The sequence below is a fragment of the Vibrio sp. McD22-P3 genome (assembly GCF_021568915.1).
In the GTDB taxonomy this organism is placed as follows: domain Bacteria; phylum Pseudomonadota; class Gammaproteobacteria; order Enterobacterales; family Vibrionaceae; genus Vibrio; species Vibrio mediterranei.
Map to the genome: position 1 here is coordinate 61,863 of NZ_JAKGTN010000020.1, position 15,925 is coordinate 77,787.

Consider the following 15,925-nt stretch of genomic DNA (forward strand, 5'->3'; position numbering starts at 1 on the left):
ATTTCATTATGGATAACAAACGTCGTCAGTTTCTGAAATCTGGCCTAGCTGTCGGTGGTCTGGGTGCTTTTTCAGCTGGCTATTCAACCACTACTAAGCATATGGTCGATGGAGTCGTTGAAGGTACTGCAGGACAGAAAACCCGTAATATTCACCATGGAAACTCACTCGATCCTGAATACAAAGTGACCCCAACGGGCGACCTAATACCAAACCCGAACCAGCGCGTAGCACCTTCTATGTGTTTTGGATGTTGGACCTTATGTGGTTTACGTGTACGTATCGACAATCGCAATGACGAAATACTGCGTATTGCAGGTAACCCATACCATCCACTCTCTCACCAACAGCATATTCCATTCAATACGCCTGTTAAGGATGCTTATCTAGGCATGGCAGGCGAATCTGGCCTCGAAGGACGCTCTACAGCTTGTGCTCGCGGCAACGGCATGATGGAGATTCGCAATAGTCCCTATCGAATTACCCAACCATTGAAACGTGTGGGCAAGCGAGGTGATGGGAAATGGCAACCCATCAGTTATGAGAAATTGATTCAAGAAGTCGTACACGGCGGAGACTTATTCGGTGAGGGGCATGTCGAAGGTCTCAAAGATATTCGAGATCTTGTAACTCCTGTCGATGCAGATAACCCAGAATATGGACCTAAAGCCAATCAACTTTTGATGACCAACGCTGGTAATGAAGGTAGAGATGACATCTTTAAACGATTTGCCTTCAACAGTTTTGGAACCAGAAACTTCGGCCATCACGGCTCATATTGCGGTTATGCGTTCCGAGCAGGCAGTGGTGCATTTATGAATGACCTAGACAAATTTGCCCATCTTAAACCTGACTTCGACAACGCTGAGTACATCATTTTCATCGGCATGTCTCCCGCTCAAGCTGGTAATCCGTTCAAACGTCAAGCACGCCAACTTGCTAAAGCACGAACAGAAGGCAAGCTTACCTACACCATAGTAACTCCGAGCTTGCCGGCAGGCTCTTCTAGTCTCGCTGCAGCTGATACCAACCATTGGCTACCTATCAAACCAGGGGCAGATTCCGCATTAGTGCTAGGAATGATTCAATGGATCATCAAAAACAGGCGCTACAATGAGAATTTCCTAAGCCAACCTGGTGTGAATGCCATGCATAACGCGGGTACCGCACATTGGTGTAACGCTACGCATTTAGTGATTAGTGACGAAAGTCATCCGCGCTATGGCACCTTTTTGCGCGCCTCCGATTTAAACCTACCATTCAAAGGTGAAGCACTATCTGACAACGATTCTTATGTGATTATTGATGCGCAATCTGGGCAATTTGGCTTAAATACTCAAACGGGCTCAGCGGAATTGTTTGTTGACCAAACCGTCGAGCTCTCTTCAGGCAAAGTTCGAGTTAAATCGTCTCTGCAGCGATTAAAAGAAGAAGCTTTTAAACATGATTTAAACTTCTACAGCAAACAGTGTGAAGTCCCCGTTAATGAAATCACTGCTTTGGCTAAGAAATTCACAAGCTATGGCACTAAGGCGGTAGTGGATACACACGGTGGCAACATGCACACCAATGGGTTCTATAACGCGTTTACCATAATGATGCTCAATGCGCTCATAGGTAATATCAACATGAAAGGAGGCGCAATGGCGAAAGCCGGCGGCTATCCTACATCTGCTGCTGGCCCGCGTTATGACTTTACGAAGTTCCCTGGCAAAACTGCGCCAAAAGGCGTTTTCTTGTCACGCAGCAAATTTCCATATGAAAAGACCAATGAGTACAAACGTCGTGTTGCAGCTGGAGAATCCCCATACCCTACGCGAGCACCGTGGTATCCGTTTGCAGCGCCTTTACTGACTGAGCACTTATCCGCTGCCATTGATGGTTACCCGTATCGCATTAAGGCATGGATTAACCATATGGCAAACCCTATTTACGGTGTACCAGGACTAAAGACATTATTAGAGGACAAGCTAAGAGATCCGAAGCAACTCGGATTAATTGTCTCTGTCGATGCTTTTATCAACGAAACCACTGCATTATCTGATTACATCGTACCTGATACTGTCACCTACGAAAGTTGGGGGATGGCAACACCTTGGCATGATGTTCCAGTAAAAACTGTAACTGCACGTTGGCCTATCGTCGAAGCTCGAACAGAAAAATCTGCCGACGGTCGCTCTATCTGCTTAGAAAACTTCTTAATCGATGTCGCTAAAGAAATGGAATTGGGAGGTTTCGGTGAAAAAGCAATTCGAGATACCAATGGTCAATGGCATGGGATCCATTCTGCGGACGACTATTATTTGCGTTCAGCCGCTAACCTAGCTTATGTGAAAGGTGGAGTACCTGACGTCAGTGCAGAAGACATCGCCTGGTCAGGCTTAGAACGATTACTACCGAGTATGCAAAAGACATTAACACCAGAGGAAGTGAGTCGCGTCGCTTACATTTTCACTCGAGGAGGACGATTTGAAAATGCTACCGAGGCTTATAAAGGCGAACAGATGAAGTACAAATGGTCTCGTCCGCTTGCTGTTTGGAACGAGCGTGTGGGCAGCTCAAGAAACACAATGACTGGTGAATACTACAGTGGCTGCCCTACATGGCACCCGCAGAAGCTAGCGGATGGGACACCATTAGAAGATCGCTATCCAAAAGACAAATGGCCATTTAGCTTAACAAACTTTAAATCCAATATTCATAGTGCGGTCTCCAACCTTTCACCAAGGTTAAACTCAATTAAAGGTATCAATCCGGTCTATATTCATCCAGATGATGCCAGCAACGCAGGAATTAAAACAGGTGATAAGTTCATCATCGAAACGCCCGGAGCGAGTACCACCGCCCTTGCGATGATTGTGCCGGGAATCCTTCAAGGCACACTTGGATTCGAGCATGGTTTTGGGCATACGGAATTAGGGCAACGAGCTCACTGGATTGGTGACAAGCAGCAACCTATCAAAAGTCGTCAAATGGATGGAGTAAATATCAATGACATCGGTTTAATCGACCCTACCAGAGAGAGTAAAGGCGTCATGCTGGATTGGGTTGTAGGCGCTGCTGCCCGTCAATCATTACCCGCGAAGATTCACAAAGCGTAATCTACCTCGACTATTTCTTTAGGGCTTCTTTCAGCTTTAGAAAGAAGCCTTTTTTATCATTATTTGCGCTCAAGCCACCAACACAATTACACACATACGAGTCTTATTGACATATTTTAAATCTTATCTTTTTGACAAATCAATAATCAAAAAAAACTATAACCAACTGTAATAAAACAAAAATAAAACGTGGCACAGAAAATGAATTAAGTAAGAGTAGTATCAAATAAAAACAATACCCTAGTGAGGTAACTTATGACTGCTCAACATAATAAATTTAACTTCCACCACCTACTCACTTTCTCAAACATCGCATTAGTGGCCACCTTTATTGCCATGATCGTGAGTATTCTGGTGTCTTACCCCTATGCACACCTGTTTACGCTACCTCAACAAATCGCTGCGCACATTAGTACAATCGTCATCGCGGGCTTGCTGAAAGTGAGTTATGTTACCCGCTGTCTCGCTCAGTACAATTTAGGATTAGAAGTTCGCTAAGGAGATGAAAAGTTGGCGTTGAATACTTAGCGCCAACTTATTTACCCCAACACACCCGTTAACTTAAACATCCAACAGTCGACGTTGCGACTGATTAAGCCTCTTTGAGGTCTCCGCCGTTAACCACTTCTTCTGATCTTGCTGCTGAACCCCGTCTTTAGCGACATACAACCCATGCAATACACGGCGACGCGTACCTAGCGTATTGACCGTACCTCCGTGCCAGGTGTGGGCATTAAAAATCATAATACTGCCAGCAGGACACTCAAGGTAGACTTCATCTGGATGCGTTGCTTCGGTATCTTCTAAAACATTTTCTGGTAACTCTGGACGTAAATGAGTGCCCGGAATAATCCGAGGGGCGCCATTGTCTCTGCAAAGATCATCAAGTGCCCAGATAGAATTCACTAAATGCACTTTGGGGAAATCGGGCCTTGGTTTCTTCCAATCGCCATGCAGCGGTTGCAAGCCACCACCAGGGTGAGCCTCGCGGCCATTCAAGCTCGACAGTTTGAATTCGCCATTAAAGATATGCTCGCAGGCATCAAGCACTAATGGATGACACCAGATTTTTTCCCAGACGGTGCCCTTATTGATCAAGTTGGCAATTCGAGTCACCGTCTCTTCTTGGTGGTGCTCAATGGCTAAGTTATCTCCCTCTTTCTCTACAAGGTAGTCAAACTTTGCTCTGAGTTCTTGAAGCCACTCCAGGTCAATCACATCATGAATGATGGTGAAGCCATGAGTGTCTAAATCATCATATTGATGCGGTGTTAATCCCTCTAAAGAGTAGAGGCTAGTTATTGTAGATTCGTGACTCATTTTATTATCCTTCTCGGCTGACTTTTCCCCTATCAATCTACTGTTAAAGCCGTAATAATCCTGTAGGCAATATCTACGATAAACTGGATATTTGTAAGATCGTTTACTAAATGTGAAGCAACGCAAATAGACCAATTAAGCTTGTCGCGTATACTGGATTCTTATTTAGTTCCGCCTCCACCACCTAGAAGAATGTTATAAAGCATGTTAGATAGAACCTACCTCATCGAAGCCTTAGAACACTACGCAACGCATACGGAGCAAATCCACTCATTGCTGTTTGCAGGTAACCTACCAAGTCCACCGCCGCTTGCGTATCAAGTTCACTTTCCTCGTATTGAAATGGTGTTAATTGGTGAACTGGAAATGGACGTTGGTAATAGCATAGGAACAGATACGGAGGTCACTCTCAAACAAGGTGATGTTCTCTACTTACCAGCCGAAAGTTGGAATAAACCTAATTGGGATAAACCTGTGGTCACCATGTCAGTCCTTGTGGGTAAGCAAAGTTTTGGGATGAGTCTTTTGAGTTGGGATGGTGAAAAGTTCGATTCGGCAATAAAAGAGAACGTCGCAAGGCGCGGACCGAGAACAGGCTCCTTTATTCTTCAGGCCATTGAGGAATTATCATGGCACTCTCAAGATCAGAATACGTTGCACCTTTTGGCTAGCAGCCTCTTTAGTCATATCCATGACCTGATCCATAACCCACCCGAAACGCCGTCTAAGAGTAAGGCGTTGTTTGATGCCGTAAGAGATTACTTGGAGCAGAACTATCATGAGCCATTGACGCGAGAGTCAGTCGCTAAACATTTCTACGTCTCACCGAACTACCTGTCGCAACTTTTTAACAAAGAGGGAAAAGTGAAGTTCAATGAGTATTTAACGCATATTCGCTTAGAGAGGGCAAAGTACTTACTCAAACAGTATGACACCAAAGTGAAAGAGATTGCTCATCGCTGCGGGTTTAACGACAGCAACTACTTCTGCCGAGTCTTTAAACAGCAGACAGACCGCTCCCCTTCTGAATATCGAGCGCATTACCAAAGCGGAACGATAGAATAAAGCTAAACGCTTATAACAGTCCCTGCTGGGGCTACTTTAGCGCGCTCGATAGCGTTAATCGCCAGCTCTGGACTACGCAAAAAATCTGAAATCGACATCTTGATTAAGCGTGATTGCTCGAATCTCTCAGCCCCTTCAATGTTGATCTCTGAAATGATAAATGCGACATCTGCGGCATCAATTGCTGCTTGCTCTAAGGAATTCTCAGCGCCTAATGCTCCCTGTGTCTCCACCTGGATTTTATAACCTGCTTTTTTGGCTGCTTTCTCCAGCAACTCCGCTGCCATATAGGTATGCGCAACGCCACTGATACAAGCCGTAACTCCAACTAACTTCATTATTACCCTAAGATCTTCCTATAGCAAAAAGCCTAGTGAGTATAATCTCACTAGGCATCCGTGTCTTTGTCTATCCTAGCTAAACTTGTTTTTAATCATGTTCATAATAGATCAAGAACCGTTTTGCCTTCACCGTAAGCGCCATGCCAATCACTCATAAAGCCAGCGACACCAGAATCGGTTAACGGATGAACAAGCAATTGGTCAAACACATCTGGTGCAATCGTAACGGATTGAACCCCTGCTTTTGCCACTTCATGGACTTGTTGAACGTTTTTAAATGAAGCAGCAAGTACTTTTGCATCTAGATTATAGACATCAATTAGGTGGGCCATTTCAGCCGCAACCAACGTGCCATCACCACAGATGTTGTCCAAGCGGTTCACATAAGGAGCAAGGAATTCAGCACCCGCCATAGCGGCCATCAATGCTTGCTGCGGAGTCAAAATCGCCGTTGCAGTAATTCGAATACCTTCAGCGCTGATCAGCTTCATCGCTTTAATACCTTGCGGTGTCACCGGCACTTTAATAATGATTTCAGGGTCAAGCTCACGCAGTGCCTTTGCTTCTTCCAGCATCACCTCTGCAGTGTCACCTACCACCTGAGCATGAAGCATACGCTCAGAGCCAATTAACTCACGAATATCCAAAATGATATCGCGCAGTGAACGGTTTTCTTTTGCGATGATCGTTGGATTGGTCGTCACACCCGCAATCGGATACAGGTCTACCGCTTTCTTAATCGCATCTAAATTGGCGGTATCTAACATATAAATCATGGTACATCTCCAATAACTTTCACTAGTCACGACGCCCTCTCATTTCGGTTCGTCGTTTACTTTTTTAATAACCAAATTCTTTTAAACACTGAGTAATGGCTTGTTTACTCTCAGTAAAGCGGATGCCCTGTGCCGCGAGCTTACTCGTGTCTAAACGAACATCACGCGTCTTAGGCGCATCGCATTGCACCAATATGTCCGGCAAACGCTGCTCTAATTTGAGTTCCGTCAGAATATGCTCGGCAATGTCATAACGACTCGCGTCATTGTGCGCGCCGGTATGATAGGTGCCATAAGGGATGTCAAAGATCTTAGGAAACTGCTCGATAAGCTCGTGCACATAGGTTAAACCTCGGAACTCATTACCACGTTCGTGCATCACTCTCCCTTTGAACAAGGTTTGAATGGCATTCCAAACCACATTGGGATTGATCGTGGTGTTTCTTTCAGGCAAACCAAACAGCCACGTGAACCTCAACACCCACATTTCTGGCAGAATGCTCGCTAACTCTCGCTCTGCTTCCAGTTTGTTCTGACCATAAACAGTGTCTGGAACCGGGATTGATTGTTCTGTGTAAGGACCCGCTTCAGAGTTACCATTGAAAACTTGTTCAGTAGATATGAATACCAGCTTCGCGCCAACTTGCTTACATGCTTTGGCGACATTGATTGCACCTTGGACATTCACTTTATGAGCAACTTCAGGATGCTCATTACAAAAATCCGTTACAGCAATAGCAGCAGCGTGAATCACGAAATCAGGCTGAAATTCGGTAAATATCTGGTTAACGGCGCTGTTATCAGTGATATCCAGTTGCGCAACGTCCGTCCCTTTAATCTCAAATTCACCTTGGTAACGATTTATAAATCGAGTACCAAAAAACCCACCCGCTCCTGTAATCAAAATTCGTTTCTTGCTCATGTCTAGCCTCCTATGACGACTTTATATCCATGCGCTTCGACATGGCGCTGAATCGCATCAATTTCTTGTTTTGTCGGTACTGGGGTGTCTTTCATGGTGTAGTGCATCCCCAATGTGTCGTATTTATTTGAGCCAAATTGATGAAATGGCAATAAGTGGACCTCTTCAATATCGTAAGGAGCAATAAAGCCAAGTACCCTATCAACATTAATGAGATCGAGGGTGTAGCCTGGTATTAGCGGTAATCTGGGGATGACCTTGCAAGGTTTGGCCATTAACGTCTTAAAGCTTTCGAGTACCTTATCCAGATTAATGCCGATGATCTCCTTAGCTCTGACCTCATCCATCAATTTGAAATCAAACAGAATTTCATCGCAATATTGAGCCATATCGCTCAACTGCTTACTATTTCCATGTCCTGAGGTTTCAATCGCCGTTTTGTATCCCAGTCTTCTTAGCTGCTTTAGAAGTTCGATGCAAAATCGGCCATGCACCAGAATCTCACCACCAGACAAGGTGACGCCACCGCCTGATGTTTGATAGAACACATCATCTTTAGCAATTTCTTTGAGCAGCTCATCAATGGTGACGTCATAACCGACTTGTTCAAACGCACCACTTGGACACTCATCCGCGTCCTGCTCACAAACATCACAGTGTAAGCACTTGGCTTCCCTGCGAATGTTTACCAAATCAATCGAACGTGACTCTGGGTTAGCACACCAAGGACATTTCAAAGGACAGCCTTTAAAAAAGACCACGGTACGAATACCTTCACCATCATTTAACGAGTATCGCTGGATGTTAAATACTCGCGCTTTGAGCTGGGGCGCACTAAACTCCCCAGATTCTGAACAACCCGTTTCGCTCGTTTGGAAATTACAGCTCATGAGCGGTTCTTCGGATAATGTCATCTTGAATTTCTTTCGATAGTTCCACGAAGAAAGCGCTATAGCCGGCTACTCGCACCACCAATCCTGCGTAATCTTCGGGCTTTTCTTGCGCCTTACGCAACGTGTCTGCATTCAATACATTGAACTGAATGTGTTGCAGCTTGAGCTTCATAAATGCTCGTAAGAAATCCCCTAGCTTGGTAATGCCCTGCTCTCCCTCTAGGGTTGATGGCGTGAACTTCACATTGAGCAAGCTACCATTCGACAGTAAGTAGTTATCCAGCTTACTGACCGATTTCAGTACCGCAGTCGGGCCTTGCTGATCTTTGCCCAACATAGGAGATAGGCCACCATCAGCCAATTGCTCACCAGCCAATCTTCCATCTGGTGTCGCACCGACCACAGCACCAAGGGGAACATGAGCAGATACCGTGTATGACCCTGGAGTAAAATAGCCACCACGAGGGTTTTGGTAGGTTTCGACTTCTTTACAGAACAGTCTTAACAAGTCAGCACCCAACACATCCACTTCATCGATATCGTTGCCATATTTTTCGTAGCGGTTCATCAGACGAGCACGAACTCGTTCGCCCTCTTTACCTTCGAAGTTAGATTCAAGAACCGCGATAAACTCCGCAAAGTTCATGCGATTTTCTTCAAATACAAAACGCTTTAACGCCATTAACGAATCAGAAAGGTTGGCAATCCCAATCCCTTGCACACCAGAGAAATTATAACGACCACCACCATAGGTAATGTCCTTCCCATTCTCGATACAGTCGCTAATGAACGAGGACAATAGTGGAACAGGAGCCCAGTCACGATGCCCCACATCACAGATGTTTGACCCTTCAACCATTAGCTGCACATACTGGCAAATGTCGGTGCGAATCTCAGCGAGTAATGTTTCAAAACTGACGTCTTGATTGCCCTTATTGCGCTTAAGTACCAATTCCATGACCTTAAGCAGGTTAAACATCGCTATGTCATGCAGCCCATAGGTTTTCCCCGGAATCGACAGCTCCACACAGCCCACGACAGAATAATCACGCGCATCTTCCAAAGAGACACCACGATTCAAAAACGCCGGCACCACCACTTCATCATTGAATATTTGCGGAATACCTGTGCCTAGACGAATGGTTTCTGCGGTTTTATTGAGAAACGCACGGTCAATGAATTCGTTAACTCGAACACCAAGGTTTGGCTGCGGTAGTTGCACGCTTTGGTACGCATCAAGGCAGAGTGTTGACAGTGTATTAACTGCGCTACGCCCATTTTCAGTCAGACCGCCGAGCAAGATGGTATAACCGGTTGGAAAGCCAGCAAAAAACTTAGCACTGCTGGATGAACGCAGTAGGACAATGTCGTTTGTTTTGACCCACAAACTCTCAAGCAGCTCTTGCAAAAACGCAGGAGATTCACCGTTGGCGATAGAGTTCTGATAAAACGGCATCATATATTGATCAAAACGCCCAAGAGATAGTGAACTCGCATTCGACTCATACTGAAGAATGATATTCATATACCAGAACAGCTGACACGCTTCATAAAAACCTTGCGGTTTTTGTGTGGCGACTTTGCCAGAGATACCTGCAATACGAATTAACTCTGCCGCCCTAACGGGGCACTCGCACTCAGCGGCCATCTGTTTGGCTAACGCTTCGTAACGACGAATATGTCTAGTTGAGGCTTGCAGTAGAATCAGTACCGATTGATAAAACTCGTTGTCACTATTAACGGTTGCTAGCGTAGACATGTCATCGGTCAATGCACCTAATCCGTTTTCAAGTAAGCGACCAAAGTCGATAATGATGTGGCCTTGACCTTTATCGGTTTGGTTAACACTGAATACTTTCTCGGACACCGCTTGTTTGACGTTTTCAGGAATTTGAGCGTTGATAAAATCTTTCATAGAACGCTCGGACCAGTAACTCAGCAGCTTCTCTTTATAGACCACTTTATCTTCTTCAGAGATATAGAATTTATCCTGTGGGCGTGACTCAAAGATATCTAACTCTTTATCAATCCAATAAGGATCCATTTCTGGTGAGACAATACCAGCACGCGGCTTGATGGTGCGGTTTCCGGCAATCAGTTCATCATCACGAATCGATATCGCAACATTATCCAAAACGTGTGCTGTTGCCTTTGCTCGGCGGATAAGAGTATGTTCCCCTTCCGTCTGCTGATGGCTCTCGGTATACAGTAGCGCACGTTCTAGAGAGATTTCACGTTGAGCTTCAAACAGGGCGGACTTTAATCGAGTAATTCTTTCGGTGCTCACAATAGGCTCCATTATTATTGTCTATTGCCACTGATGGGCATTTTCTTGATTCATAACAGAGTCACTTTCGATAACGCTTGAAGAAAGTAACTGTGGTATGAAGGCTCCCTCGTGTATGGGAGCCTGACTGGTTATGCTGTCGCTTTCTCTAAGTGAGCTTCAATCTTACTCATCACAGCATCTGCACGCTTGACGGCATCACTCACGCCGATACGAACAATAGTTTTACCCTTGAATCGATCTTCATTCTTGATACCGATATCCTTAGTTAGAATCACGATGTCAGCTTGAGCGACCTCTTCTACTGTCAGCTCATTTTCAATACCAATTGAGCCCTGAGTTTCAACTTTGCAATTCCAACCTTTTGCTTTTGCTGCTGCTTCTACGGCTTCCGCCGCCATGTAGGTATGCGCTACGCCAGATGGGCACGCTGTAACTGCTACGATATTAGTCATAATTCTCACCTTTATTTTAATGTTCTGTTTTTATTGGATAATATTTAATTCAAAGACTTAGAGTTAACCGATTGATATGTCTAGGTCTAAATCATCAGATTCTTCTTTCTGCGGCTGTTCTACTTTACGACGAGCCTTAAGAAAGTTAACCAGTAGTGCGGTCACTAAAGAGCCAACACCAAGTGCAATTAGGAAACCGAATCGACCGTCTACAACTGGTAGTACAATCAAACCACCCCATGCCGCGAAACACTCAACACCAAGAATCGCTGCAGTCGCCGCACCTACTGCGGTGCCAATCATGATGGAAGGAAGCACACGAAGTGGATCGGCTGCCGCGAATGGAATAGCACCTTCAGTAATACCCATTGTTCCCATTAGAATGGACGCGCGGCCAGCTTCCTGTTCGTCAGCTGCGTAAAGCTTCTTGTTCAAGAATGTCGCTAGACCCATGCCCACAGACGGTGTTGCTACCGCAACTGCACTAATACCTGCGACGTTGTAAATGCCTTCACCGACACAAAGGATGACGAATGCATACGCAACTTTGTTAACTGGACCACCCATATCAAAGGCAATCATTAGGCCCATGATGATAGCGAGTACAACGATACTTGAGTCCTGCATACCTTTTAGGAAACCAGTAAGCGCTTCCGTTGCCGCGCCAATTGGCTCACCGATACCCCAAACGATGGCACCTGCGGTAATAAATGTACCTATAATTGGAATCACGAAGATTGGCATAATTGAACGAGCAAACGCTGGCACTTTTATCTTCTTCAGATAGAAAACAACAATGCCGCCTAATAGACCCGCGAAGATCGCACCGAAGAAACCAGTGTTGTACATGTTTGCGCCAATGAACGCTGCAATAGCAGAAGGCGCAAGCGCTGAGCGGTCAGCAATCGAATAACCGATGTAAGCAGCTAGAATGGGAACCATAAGTTGGAAGCCGGCTACACCAATAAAGAATAGATCGTGCAGCCACGTTCCTTCTTCAGGCACAGCACCTTCCCCATATAACATGACGGAAGCCGCCAGTAGGATCCCCCCCGCAACCACGAAAGGAATCATGTGAGATACACCTGTCATTAGATGTTGTCTCGTATTTTTAAGAATTGAGATTAAGTCATTCATTGACCTCTCCTTTGAGTACATAAGTATTAAAATTTTTATTAAAGGAAGTACTTCTTTTGTATTTATTGGCTCACGTTTCTGATTAAGCTTCAGAGAAACTCCATCTCTACAGCACAGGGTTATAATAGTGAGCAAAAGTGCTAACCAGTTAGAGGACAAAACTGCTTTTTACTGGATATTTGTTAGATGCAGCGTGAATATTGATCTTGAGCACACTTTACTAGTACTTTTATCAAAAGATGCAAAACAACCAATTAAATAGCTGTTATTAAAGGATTATTTGAACATAAAACACTGACACATCTTTTATAAAACTTGATTAAAGTCACATACCAAACTGTATTTTTGAACGGTATCACAAACAGCCCACTACCTTACAAATATCCAGTTTTTAGCACTTTTATCCAATAGTCCACACGGTGCTTTTTGTTAAAGTTGTAGACATAAACGACTAATAACAAATTCGAAACTAAGGACTAAACCCCTATGAGAAGTTTTACCTTTTCTTGTGAGCTACCCAATGGTGTTCACGCAAGACCAGCGGGTCATGTAGAAACCCTTTGTAATCAATACCTATCTAACATTGAGTGGCAGAACGAACGTACTGGTCTATCTGGAAATGCAAAAAGTGTGTTGTCTTTAATAGGGACAGACACACTACTCGGTGACACATGTATGATCACCATAGACGGCGAGGATGAGGAGTCTGCTCTGGAAGCTATACAGAACTTTATTGCGAATGAGTTTCCACATTGCGATTCTCCACTAGAACAAACACACGCTAATGAAGAACAGCAACCACTACCACGTAACTTATCCAACCTCACGGAAGGAGCGATTCGTGCAACTTCCGTGAGCAGTGGAATTGGCCGTGGCGTCGTGGTTAAAGTAGGTGCAATCAACTTTGATCAACTGCCCTACCTTCCTGAAACAAGAGCACTTGAAGAAGAAAAGTCTGAACTAAAAAGCGGTCTCGCTCAGCTTTCTAAGGCCATTGAAGTGCAAGCCAACACATCAGTAGATACGGAAAGCGAAGTGCTTGCCGCGCATCTATCTATATTGAGGGATGAGTCGTTCGCACAACAACTGAATACTAATCTCGTAGAAGGAAGAAGCTGTGCCCAGGCAGTGGTCGCAACCGCAAAACACTATGCAGAGCAACTACAGAAATCTTCCAGCCAGTACCTTCGTGAGCGTGAACTCGACATTCGAGATGTTTGCTTCCAATTACTGCAAACAATCTACGGTGACGAACATTACACCAGCCAACTCGCGCTGACTGAACCATCTATCTGTATGGCTGAGGACCTCACCCCTAGTCAGTTCTTAGAGCTGGATAAGTCACTGCTAAAAGGTTTGGTTTTGACCCATGGTGGCAGCACATCTCACACAGTTATTCTTGCTCGCTCTTTTGGTATTCCAACAGTCGTTGGAATGAAAGATGGTGCATTGGAGGCTGACATCGGCCAAGAGGTTTATCTTGATGCCAATTTAGGTGCAATCGTCACCGACCTAACTGAACCTGTGGTTCGTTACTACGAACAAGAAAACCGAATCATCAATACGGTTCGAGAGCGCCAGGCTGCGTTCAAAGATACACAGGGTATGACACAAGATGGAAAAAAACTTGAAGTTGCAGCGAACATCGCCCATTCCGTAGAAGCAAAATCAGCATTTGACTCGGGAGCAGAAGCCATCGGTCTATTCCGTACCGAGATGCTATATATGGATCGCAAAAGTGCACCGAAAGAAGATGAGCTCTACAACATCTTCTGCCAAGCACTGGATGCAGCTTCAGGTCGTGCGATCATCGTTCGCACTATCGACATCGGCGGCGATAAACCAGTTGACTACCTCAATATCCCAAAAGAAAACAACCCATTCCTTGGCTACCGTGCTGTACGTATCTACGAAGAGTTTATTGACCTATTTAAAACCCAACTAAGAGCTATTCTGCGTGCGTCGGCACATGGTCCGCTAAAGATAATGATTCCAATGATTTCTTCGATGGAGGAGATTTTATGGGTCAAAGACATTCTTGCTGAGATTCGCCAAGAACTTCGTAAAGAACAGGTTCCGTTCGATGAAAAAATCCCGCTTGGCATTATGATGGAAGTTCCTTCAGTGGCCTTTATCATCGATCAATGTTGTGAAGAAGTGGATTTCTTCTCCATCGGCTCTAACGACCTAACTCAATATTTGATGGCCGTTGATCGTGACAATGCAAAAGTAACGAAACACTACAACAGTCTAAATCCAGCATTCTTGAGAACGCTAGACCACGTCGTCAATGAAGTGCATCGTCATGGTAAATGGATTGGACTGTGTGGGGAGCTTGGCGCTAAAGGCTCAGTATTGCCCCTGCTCGTTGGTCTAGGGCTTGATGAAATCAGCATGAGCGCACCAAGCATTGCTGCGACCAAGGAACGCATTTCCAAACTAGATAGCCGAGAATGTCGACAGTTGTTAAACAAAGCAATGCAATGCCGTACGCCATTGGAAGTAGAGCATCTACTTGCGCAGTTCCGTTTGGCACAAACCGAAGCGCCACTGATTTCAGAAGATTGTATCAAGCTTGATCTCGATCTGCGTAGCAAAGAGGAAGTGATTAAGACACTCGCTGACAACCTATTCCTAACAGGACGTTGCCGTTATCCGAATAAATTGGCGGACGATCTTTGGGCTCGAGAAGATGTGTTCTCAACCGGTCTAGGCTTTGGCTTTGCTATCCCTCATACCAAGAGTGAACACATTGAGCAATCAGCGGTGAGCGTATGCCGTCTAGCGAAGCCTATTCAATGGGGCGATGAAGAGGCGCAGTTTGTCATCATGTTGACGCTGAACAAACACGCAGCCGGCGACCAACATATGAAGATCTTCTCTAAGTTGGCACGTAAAATTATGCATGCCGAATTTCGTGATGCCTTGTTTAACGCCCAATCGAGCAGTGAAATAGAACAGAAACTCATGACGGAGCTAGAGCTATAGTCCCCAATTCCAAATGGAAGTAAGAAGGATTCAAAACCTTCTCACCTCGGACTTGGACTGACTAACTTGTTCGGTTCCAAGTTTTTGGCGAAGTAACCATCATTCGTGTCCAGTGTTACTTCGCCCTTTTTGTTTTAGAAAGGAGCGGAATATGCCCGCCACTACGACATCAAACACTCAAACAAGACTCGACAGCCTTATTGCGGAAGAAAACCTGTTGCAGTTCTCCTATTTCAATCAGAAAGTCGCTTGGGATATCGGTAATGAGCTGCGTGCCAACGCCATCGAAAAGCACGCCAAGGTTGCCATCAATATTTCGGTTGGCGAGCAGTGCCTTTTCCACTGTGCACTTGACGGAGCAACATTAGACAATCAAGAATGGGTGAGAAGAAAATCAAACGTTACCAAGCGTTTTCAGCGCAGTTCTTGGTATATGAAGCATTACCTAGAAATGAAGGGAAAGAATATAGAACAAGCTTCTTTCATTGATGAGAAAGATTACAGCCCATTTGGCGGTTCTTTTCCTATTCGAGTTAAAAACACAGGTATGATAGGAACGATTACGGTTTCAGGTTTGCCTCAACACGAAGACCACCAGCTAATCGTAGATGTGCTCTCACAGTATTTGAAAAAGGAATAG

At 44.9% G+C, this 15,925-nt stretch carries 13 protein-coding genes; 5 read left to right on the forward strand and 8 right to left on the reverse strand.

Going from position 1 to position 15,925, the window contains the following annotated elements:
• Positions 1-8: 8 nt before the first annotated feature.
• Positions 9-3,101, forward strand: a complete 3,093-nt coding sequence (locus L2W36_RS21010; RefSeq protein ID WP_236111501.1) for a tetrathionate reductase subunit A — start codon at positions 9-11, stop codon at positions 3,099-3,101.
• Between the two features lie 255 nt (positions 3,102-3,356).
• Complete coding sequence (locus tag L2W36_RS21015; RefSeq protein ID WP_006071766.1) at positions 3,357-3,599, forward strand: hypothetical protein; 243 nt, start codon at positions 3,357-3,359, stop codon at positions 3,597-3,599.
• 63 nt (positions 3,600-3,662) lie between these two features.
• On the opposite strand, the gene L2W36_RS21020 is transcribed toward L2W36_RS21015, so the two are convergent.
• Positions 3,663-4,421 carry a phytanoyl-CoA dioxygenase family protein gene (locus L2W36_RS21020; protein WP_236111502.1) on the reverse strand — a complete coding sequence of 253 codons (759 nt, stop codon included), beginning with the start codon at positions 4,419-4,421 and terminating at the stop codon, positions 3,663-3,665.
• A 204-nt stretch (positions 4,422-4,625) separates the two neighbouring features.
• Between L2W36_RS21020 and L2W36_RS21025 the strand changes: the two genes are divergently transcribed.
• Positions 4,626-5,486: a helix-turn-helix domain-containing protein gene (locus L2W36_RS21025; RefSeq protein ID WP_006071770.1), complete on the forward strand. Its 861-nt coding sequence runs from the start codon at positions 4,626-4,628 to the stop codon at positions 5,484-5,486.
• A gap of 2 nt (positions 5,487-5,488) precedes the next feature.
• On the opposite strand, the gene L2W36_RS21030 is transcribed toward L2W36_RS21025, so the two are convergent.
• From L2W36_RS21030 to L2W36_RS21060, 7 genes are all read right to left on the reverse strand, one after another.
• Positions 5,489-5,824, reverse strand: a complete 336-nt coding sequence (locus L2W36_RS21030) for a PTS fructose transporter subunit IIB (protein ID WP_006071772.1) — start codon at positions 5,822-5,824, stop codon at positions 5,489-5,491.
• Positions 5,825-5,925: 101 nt separating this feature from the next.
• The gene (locus tag L2W36_RS21035) at positions 5,926-6,603 is read right to left on the reverse strand and encodes a fructose-6-phosphate aldolase (protein ID WP_236111503.1); all 678 of its coding nucleotides are present in this window, start codon (positions 6,601-6,603) and stop codon (positions 5,926-5,928) included.
• 64 nt (positions 6,604-6,667) lie between these two features.
• Positions 6,668-7,525 (reverse strand): SDR family oxidoreductase, encoded by an 858-nt coding sequence (locus L2W36_RS21040; protein WP_236111504.1) that lies wholly within the window; start codon positions 7,523-7,525, stop codon positions 6,668-6,670.
• Positions 7,526-7,527: 2 nt separating this feature from the next.
• On the reverse strand, positions 7,528-8,415 hold the full coding sequence (locus L2W36_RS21045) for a [formate-C-acetyltransferase]-activating enzyme (RefSeq protein ID WP_236111505.1): 888 nt from the start codon (positions 8,413-8,415) through the stop codon (positions 7,528-7,530).
• Entirely contained in the window at positions 8,405-10,705 is a 2,301-nt protein-coding gene (locus L2W36_RS21050) for a formate C-acetyltransferase (RefSeq protein WP_329605683.1), read from the reverse strand. The genes L2W36_RS21045 and L2W36_RS21050 overlap by 11 nt, the downstream gene beginning before the upstream one ends.
• A 131-nt stretch (positions 10,706-10,836) precedes the next feature.
• Positions 10,837-11,160 carry a PTS fructose-like transporter subunit IIB gene (locus L2W36_RS21055; protein ID WP_236111508.1) on the reverse strand — a complete coding sequence of 108 codons (324 nt, stop codon included), beginning with the start codon at positions 11,158-11,160 and terminating at the stop codon, positions 10,837-10,839.
• 63 nt (positions 11,161-11,223) lie between these two features.
• On the reverse strand, positions 11,224-12,297 hold the full coding sequence (locus L2W36_RS21060; protein WP_038231172.1) for a PTS fructose transporter subunit EIIC: 1,074 nt from the start codon (positions 12,295-12,297) through the stop codon (positions 11,224-11,226).
• 486 nt (positions 12,298-12,783) lie between these two features.
• Between L2W36_RS21060 and ptsP the strand changes: the two genes are divergently transcribed.
• The gene (ptsP, locus tag L2W36_RS21065; protein ID WP_236111509.1) at positions 12,784-15,285 is read left to right on the forward strand and encodes a phosphoenolpyruvate--protein phosphotransferase; all 2,502 of its coding nucleotides are present in this window, start codon (positions 12,784-12,786) and stop codon (positions 15,283-15,285) included.
• A 151-nt stretch (positions 15,286-15,436) separates the two neighbouring features.
• Positions 15,437-15,925, forward strand: a complete 489-nt coding sequence (locus L2W36_RS21070) for a heme-degrading domain-containing protein (RefSeq protein ID WP_236111510.1) — start codon at positions 15,437-15,439, stop codon at positions 15,923-15,925.

What these genes read in the sequence shown, in the direction of transcription:
- L2W36_RS21045 (WP_236111505.1), bottom strand. Translation starts at nt 8,415, where the DNA reads ATGAGCTGTAATTTCCAAACGAGCGAAACGGGTTGTTCAGAATCTGGG.
- L2W36_RS21030 (WP_006071772.1), bottom strand. Translation starts at nt 5,824, where the DNA reads ATGAAGTTAGTTGGAGTTACGGCTTGTATCAGTGGCGTTGCGCATACC.
- ptsP (WP_236111509.1), top strand. Translation starts at nt 12,784, where the DNA reads ATGAGAAGTTTTACCTTTTCTTGTGAGCTACCCAATGGTGTTCACGCA.
- L2W36_RS21040 (WP_236111504.1), bottom strand. Translation starts at nt 7,525, where the DNA reads ATGAGCAAGAAACGAATTTTGATTACAGGAGCGGGTGGGTTTTTTGGT.
- L2W36_RS21035 (WP_236111503.1), bottom strand. Translation starts at nt 6,603, where the DNA reads ATGATTTATATGTTAGATACCGCCAATTTAGATGCGATTAAGAAAGCG.
- L2W36_RS21060 (WP_038231172.1), bottom strand. Translation starts at nt 12,297, where the DNA reads ATGAATGACTTAATCTCAATTCTTAAAAATACGAGACAACATCTAATG.
- L2W36_RS21055 (WP_236111508.1), bottom strand. Translation starts at nt 11,160, where the DNA reads ATGACTAATATCGTAGCAGTTACAGCGTGCCCATCTGGCGTAGCGCAT.
- L2W36_RS21010 (WP_236111501.1), top strand. Translation starts at nt 9, where the DNA reads ATGGATAACAAACGTCGTCAGTTTCTGAAATCTGGCCTAGCTGTCGGT.
- L2W36_RS21020 (WP_236111502.1), bottom strand. Translation starts at nt 4,421, where the DNA reads ATGAGTCACGAATCTACAATAACTAGCCTCTACTCTTTAGAGGGATTA.
- L2W36_RS21025 (WP_006071770.1), top strand. Translation starts at nt 4,626, where the DNA reads ATGTTAGATAGAACCTACCTCATCGAAGCCTTAGAACACTACGCAACG.
- L2W36_RS21015 (WP_006071766.1), top strand. Translation starts at nt 3,357, where the DNA reads ATGACTGCTCAACATAATAAATTTAACTTCCACCACCTACTCACTTTC.
- L2W36_RS21070 (WP_236111510.1), top strand. Translation starts at nt 15,437, where the DNA reads ATGCCCGCCACTACGACATCAAACACTCAAACAAGACTCGACAGCCTT.